Raw genomic sequence first — 5,170 nt, 5'->3', positions numbered from 1 at the left:
GTACCGCTGTGCCGGCTCCCCGCACGGTATCGGGTGGTTGCACGACACGTCCAAGGAGCACTGGTCATCACTCACCGTGGCCGGTTGATGTCGAGCAGTTTCTGTCGGCTCGGCCTCTGCCGGGTCGGCGGGCGGCGACCGAAGCCCACCGTACCGGGCGCTGCGGCAGGGCGGAATCCCGGTGGTGGTGGTTGGGAAACGCCGATGGCCCACCCGGTGGGCCGGGTGGGCCATCGATCTGGAGGAGGGTGAGGAATGTCGTGGAGCGTCAGCTCATGTGACGCTGGGCGATGACGAGGATCTCCTCGCGAACCGCCGGCGAGTTCGCCGAGCGCAGCGCGTGCTCGATGGCACGGGCGCGGCGGGTCGCGTCGCGGTGGTTGCGGATTCGCTCGATCATGCTCATTGGTGGGTCCCCCTAGCTATTCGGTTGTCAGCCCCTGATGCATCTATTCAACAGCAGAAGCCGGCAAACTTCCATCGATTATTAGGTGAGCTGAGACACCTGCCTAACAATCAAAGGTCAACAAGCCATCTGGCCGACGGTTCCGTCGCCCAACGGACACGGCCGGTGTGCCGGGCGTTAACCCGTGGCACACCGGCCGTGGCTGGCGTTCGAGACGATCAGGTCCAGGCGAGCAGCGCCGCCTCCGGATCCGTGAGGAAGTCGCCGACGTCCCGCAGGAACTTCGAGCCCAGCTCACCGTCGACGATCCGGTGGTCGAAGCTCAGCCCCAGCGTGGTGACCTGGCGAACCTTGACCTTGCCCTTGTGCACCCAGGGCATCTCCCGCACCGCGCCGAAGGCCAGGATCGCGGACTCACCCGGCGGCAGGATCGGTGTGCCGGTGTCCACCCCGAACACGCCCACGTTGGTGATGGTCAGGGTGCCGCCGGACATGGCCGCCGGCGAGGTGCGGCCGGACTTCGCCGTCTGCACCAGGTCGGTCAGCGCGTCCGCCAACTCCCGCAGCGAGAGTCGGCCGGCGTCCTTGACGTTGGGCACGATCAGACCGCGCTCGGTGGCCGCCGCGATGCCAAGGTTGACGTACTCCTTGACCACGATCTCGTCGCCCGCCCAGGTCGAGTTGACCATCGGGTGCCGTTGCACCGCCAGCAGTACCGCCTTCGCCACCAGCAGCAGCGGCGAGACCCGTACGTCGCGCCACTCCCGCCGGCCGCGCAGCCGGTCCAGGGCCTTCATCGCCCGGGTCACGTCGACGGTCAGGAACTCCGTCACGTGCGGGGCGGTGAACGCCGAGCGGGACATGTTCTCGGCGGTCAGCTTGCGGACGCCCTTGACCGGGATGCGCTGCTCCCGGTCCGCGCCGAAGCTGGGCGCGGTCGTCGCCGCGATCGGCTCGGCAACCACCACGCTCGCACCGCTCGCCGCCTGCTGCACGTCCTCCCGGGTGATCGAGCCAAGCGGCCCCGACCCGGTCAACGTGCCAAGGTCGACCCCGAGATCCTTGGCGAGCTTGCGCACCGGCGGCTTGGCCAGCACACCGCCGGTGGTCGTCGCGGCCCGCCCGTTCTGGGCCGGCGCCGCCACCGGCGTGGCGACCGGTGGTGGAGTCGGCGCGACCGGTGCGGGAGCCGCCACGGCCTGTGCCGGGACCGCGCCCTTGCGGGGGCGGCGCTTCGCGGCGGTGGTACGCGGGCCGTAGCCGACCAGCACCGCCGTCCGCCCGCCCGGGGCCGCACCGCCGATCAGGCCGGGCTCGATCATGCCCTCGGCCGGTGCCACCTCCACCGCCGCCAGCGAGGCCGCCGACGGGGTGGGCAGGTCACCGCTGGGCGTGGCAGTGGTCGACAGCGCCTCCAGCGGCCCGGCACCCGGGTCGGTGTCGATCGCGATGATCGGCGTACCGACCTCGACCGTGGTGCCCTCCGGGTGGTGGATCGCCTGGACCTGGCCGGCCCACTTCGCCGGGATCTCCACGGCCGCCTTAGCCGTCTCCACCTCGACGATCGGCTGGTTCAGCTCGATGGTGTCGCCGACCTTGACCAGCCAGGCCAGGATCTCGCCCTCGGTCAGCCCTTCGCCCAGGTCGGGCAGGTTGAACGTCTTGATCCGGGACATGTCGCTCACCAGCCGAAGGTGCGGTCGACGGCGTCGAGCACCCGGTCGAGATCGGGCAGGTACTCCTCCTCCACCCGGGCGGCCGGGTAGGGGGTGTCGAAGCCGGTCACCCGCAGCACTGGCGACTCCAGGGAGTAGAAGCACTCCTCGGTGATCCGGGCGGCCAACTCGGCGCCGAGGCCGATGTTGGACGGCGCCTCGTGCACCACGACCACACGGCCGGTGCGCTTCACCGACTCGTACGCCGCGGTCAGGTCCAGCGGCGAGAGCGAGCGCAGGTCGATGACCTCCAGCTCCCTGCCGTCCTCGGCGGCGGCAGTCGCCGCATCCAGGCAGGTCCGCACCATCGGGCCGTAGGCCAGCACGGTGACGTCGGTGCCGGGCCGCACGACCCGGGCCGAGTGCAGGGGGTACGCGTCGGACAGCGGCGCGTCCAGGTCGACCTGGCCCTTCTCCCAGTAGCGCCGCTTGGGCTCCAGGAAGACGATCGGGTCGTCCGAGGCGATGGCCTGCTGGATCATCACGTACGCGTCCTGCGGGTTGGAGCAGGTCACCACCTTCAGGCCGGCGGTGTGCGCGAAGTACGCCTCCGGCGACTCGGAGTGGTGCTCGACAGCGCCGATGCCGCCGCCGAACGGGATCCGGATCACCATGGGGATGCTGAGCCTGCCGCCCGAGCGGTAGTGCATCTTCGCCACCTGCGACACGATCTGGTCGTACGCGGGGTAGACGAAGCCGTCGAACTGGATCTCACAGACCGGCCGGTAGCCGCGGATGGCCAGACCGACAGCGGTGCCGATGATGCCGGACTCGGCCAACGGGGTGTCGATCACCCGCTGGTCGCCGAAGTCCTTCTGGAGACCGTCGGTGATCCGGAAGACGCCGCCGAGCTTGCCGACGTCCTCGCCCATGATGACGACCTTGGGGTCGTTCTCCAGGGCGCGGCGCAGACCGGTGTTGAGGGCCTTGCCGATGGTGAGCGTCTCCGTGGCCATCAGTGGGCGCTCCCCTCGAACGATTCCATGTAGCGGCTGAACTTCGCGCGCTGCTCGTCGAGCAGCGGAGACCCGTTGGGGTAGACGTGGTCGAACATCGTCACCGGCTCCGGGTTCGGCATCTCGAGCACCCGCTCGCGCAGGTGCACCGACTCGCGGCGGGCCTGCTCGTCGACCTCGGCGAAGAAGCCCGCGTCGGCGATCTGCTGCTTCTCCAGGAAGGCCTTGACCCGGGCGATCGGGTCCTTGGCCTGCCACGCCTCGACCTCGCTGGCGATGCGGTAGCGGGTCGGGTCGTCGGAGGTGGTGTGCGCGCCCATCCGGTAGGTGTACGCCTCGATCAGGCTCGGGCCCTGCCCGAGGCGGGCGTTGTCCAGTGCGGTGCGGGTGACCGCGTACGTGGCGAGCACGTCGTTGCCGTCCACCCGTACGCCGGGGAAGCCGAAGCCGGCGGCCCGCTGGTAGAGCGGGACACGGGTCTGGCGCTCCAGCGGCTCGGAGATCGCGTACTGGTTGTTCTGGCAGAAGAAGACCAGCGGCGCGTTGAAGACGCTGGCCCAGACGAACGCCTCGTTCACGTCGCCCTGGCTGGTGGCGCCGTCGCCGAAGTAGGCGATCGCCGCCTCGCCGTCGTCGGTGCCGGTCTTGCCGTCGATGGTGATCCCCATCGCGTAGCCGGTCGCGTGCAGGGTCTGCGCCCCGATGACGATGGTGTACATGTTGAACTTGAACTCGTTCGGGTCCCAGCCGCCCTGGTCGACGCCGCGGAACAGGCCGAGCGGCATGATCGGGTCGATGCCCCGGCAGTAGAGGACGCCGTGCTCCCGGTAGGTCGGGAAGGCCATGTCCTGGGTACGCAGCGCCCGCCCGGAGCCGACCTGGGCGGCTTCCTGGCCGAGCAGGCTGGCCCACAGGCCCAGCTCGCCCTGACGCTGGAGAGCGGTCGCCTCGGCGTCCAGCTTCCGGACCAGCACCAGGTCGCGGTAGAGACCGCGGTATTCCTCGTCGGTGAAGTCGACGCGGTACTCGGTGCCGTCCGGCCCGGTGGCGCTGTCGATCCGCTCGCCTTCGGGGGTGAGCAGCTGCACCAGCGCGGGGTCGCCGGCCGCGCCCTTCTTGGAGCGGGATGCAGCCCGCCTGCTGCGGGTGGTGCCCCCGGGGTCGCCCTTTGCCATCGGTCTCTCCCTGTCGTGTCTGCGTCGGCACCGGGGGGTCACCCGGCCGCGCAACTCGTGCGCCTGCCCGGCTGCTGCCGGACCGGTTCCTGGCGGCCGCGCCTAGCCCCGGTGGGGGTTGCCGCACGGCGTGATCCGGGTTCTGGCCGAACCCGGATCGGGAGCGCCGGCGCTCAACCGCGCCTGCCGCGAGGGTGCGCGGAGGTCACGGCTGCGTTGCCGTCGTGCTCCATATTCGCAGAGCAGGTGAGCGCGCCCACAGTACGCCTGCCCCCGCAATCCGACCGCCCATGCTTTGACGCCGTTTGTCGCCATCATGCCGGCCCGCGTTCCCCATGCGATGCGGCACGATTCGTCACCGTTCGGGCAGCACAGCGTGTCGACACGCGGTGGAGGTTGGCGTACCCAGGGTGACTGCGCGAGGCTGATTCCCGCAGGAACGCCGCCTATCGGGTTGTTTGTCGGGTTTCGCCCCTTGGCGGCGTCCATTCATGTCCTCCAACGGCCGACGACTAGGGGTGTGCGGTGTACGAGCCAGGTGACGGTCCCGGCACACCAGCGCTTGGTCGGCACCGGTCGGCTGGCGGTTACCCCCGGGTGGTCGGTGTCCACCGGGCCCCCGGCGCCGGTGGCCCCTCCCGCGGTTACCTGCTCACCGTCGCGCTGCTGGCCGGCACGGCGTCGATGCCCATACTCGCCGCGATCAGCGCGGGCTCGGCCACCCCGGGCAGCACCGCCCTGCCGGACAGCAGCACCCCGTTCATGCCGACCCCATCCGTCGGGCCGGTGGTGATCCCAATGCCGATGACCAGCCAACCACCGCTTCCCCCGCTCGGCACACCCAGCGTCGGCCCGACCAGCGGCTGGCTGCCGGCCGCCCCGTCGCGTCCACGGGAAGGGGCCGCCGCCGACCCCGGG

General features: G+C 70.5%; 4 protein-coding genes and 1 pseudogene. All 5 read right to left on the bottom strand.

The annotated features are described in order from the left end of the window. Positions 1 to 268: 268 nt before the first annotated feature. The gene (locus tag DLJ58_RS33965; RefSeq protein WP_165435866.1) at positions 269 to 406 is read right to left on the bottom strand and encodes a hypothetical protein; all 138 of its coding nucleotides are present in this window, start codon (positions 404 to 406) and stop codon (positions 269 to 271) included. Positions 407 to 624: 218 nt separating this feature from the next. Next, positions 625 to 2,082, bottom strand: a complete 1,458-nt coding sequence (locus tag DLJ58_RS00590; protein WP_124853365.1) for a dihydrolipoamide acetyltransferase family protein — start codon at positions 2,080 to 2,082, stop codon at positions 625 to 627. Between the two features lie 5 nt (positions 2,083 to 2,087). Then, on the bottom strand, positions 2,088 to 3,077 hold the full coding sequence (locus tag DLJ58_RS00585) for an alpha-ketoacid dehydrogenase subunit beta (RefSeq protein WP_091396229.1): 990 nt from the start codon (positions 3,075 to 3,077) through the stop codon (positions 2,088 to 2,090). Continuing rightward, the gene (gene pdhA / locus DLJ58_RS00580; protein ID WP_124853364.1) at positions 3,077 to 4,252 is read right to left on the bottom strand and encodes a pyruvate dehydrogenase (acetyl-transferring) E1 component subunit alpha; all 1,176 of its coding nucleotides are present in this window, start codon (positions 4,250 to 4,252) and stop codon (positions 3,077 to 3,079) included. Before pdhA ends, DLJ58_RS00585 begins: the two co-directional genes overlap by 1 nt. Before the next feature lie 644 nt (positions 4,253 to 4,896). Further along, positions 4,897 to 5,170: pseudogene (locus DLJ58_RS00575) on the bottom strand (hypothetical protein); the annotation flags it as partial.

Origin of the sequence: Micromonospora arida (assembly GCF_003857035.1) — a bacterium.
Taxonomy (GTDB): domain Bacteria; phylum Actinomycetota; class Actinomycetes; order Mycobacteriales; family Micromonosporaceae; genus Micromonospora; species Micromonospora arida.
Note: the sequence above shows the minus strand (reverse complement) of the source record. Positions and strands in the feature narration are given on the sequence as shown.

Coding starts and splice junctions, on each gene's coding strand:
- DLJ58_RS33965 (WP_165435866.1), bottom strand. CDS start 406: ATGAGCATGATCGAGCGAATCCGCAACCACCGCGACGCGACCCGCCGC.
- DLJ58_RS00590 (WP_124853365.1), bottom strand. CDS start 2,082: ATGTCCCGGATCAAGACGTTCAACCTGCCCGACCTGGGCGAAGGGCTG.
- DLJ58_RS00585 (WP_091396229.1), bottom strand. CDS start 3,077: ATGGCCACGGAGACGCTCACCATCGGCAAGGCCCTCAACACCGGTCTG.
- pdhA (WP_124853364.1), bottom strand. CDS start 4,252: ATGGCAAAGGGCGACCCCGGGGGCACCACCCGCAGCAGGCGGGCTGCA.